Source organism: Vibrio sp. 10N.261.46.A3, from assembly GCF_041472995.1.
GTDB classification, from domain to species: domain Bacteria; phylum Pseudomonadota; class Gammaproteobacteria; order Enterobacterales; family Vibrionaceae; genus Vibrio; species Vibrio coralliirubri.
The window spans coordinates 1-323 of record NZ_JBFRRH010000185.1; the positions used below are offsets into that span (position 1 = coordinate 1).

At 47.4% G+C, this 323-nt stretch carries 1 protein-coding gene; it reads left to right on the forward strand.

Annotated elements, in window-relative coordinates; genetic code table 11:
• The coding region (locus tag AB4484_RS26530) for a transposase (RefSeq protein ID WP_372081031.1) at positions 1–323 on the forward strand (323 nt) is incomplete at both ends.

Here is a 323-nt window from a genome sequence, read left to right on the forward strand (position 1 = left end):
TGCGAGCAAACTGAAGACAACAGCCGTATCGTTCAAAAGCCAGCCCCCCAGAGCATCATCCCTAAAAGCTTTGCCACAGAAAGCTTGTTGACCAACATCATCCTTGGTAAATATCAATACGCGATGCCACTGTACCGCCAAGAGTCGCTGTTTACCCAGTCGGGTATCGAGCTATCACGAACTACCATGGCAAGGTGGGTTATCCAAGTCAGTGATAAGTTCGAACCTTTATATGAAGCGCTGAAAGCCCACCTTCTTCAACAAGTGGTGGTTCAAGCGGATGAAACGCCGCTCAATGTCCTCAAAGAAGATAAACAGTGTTA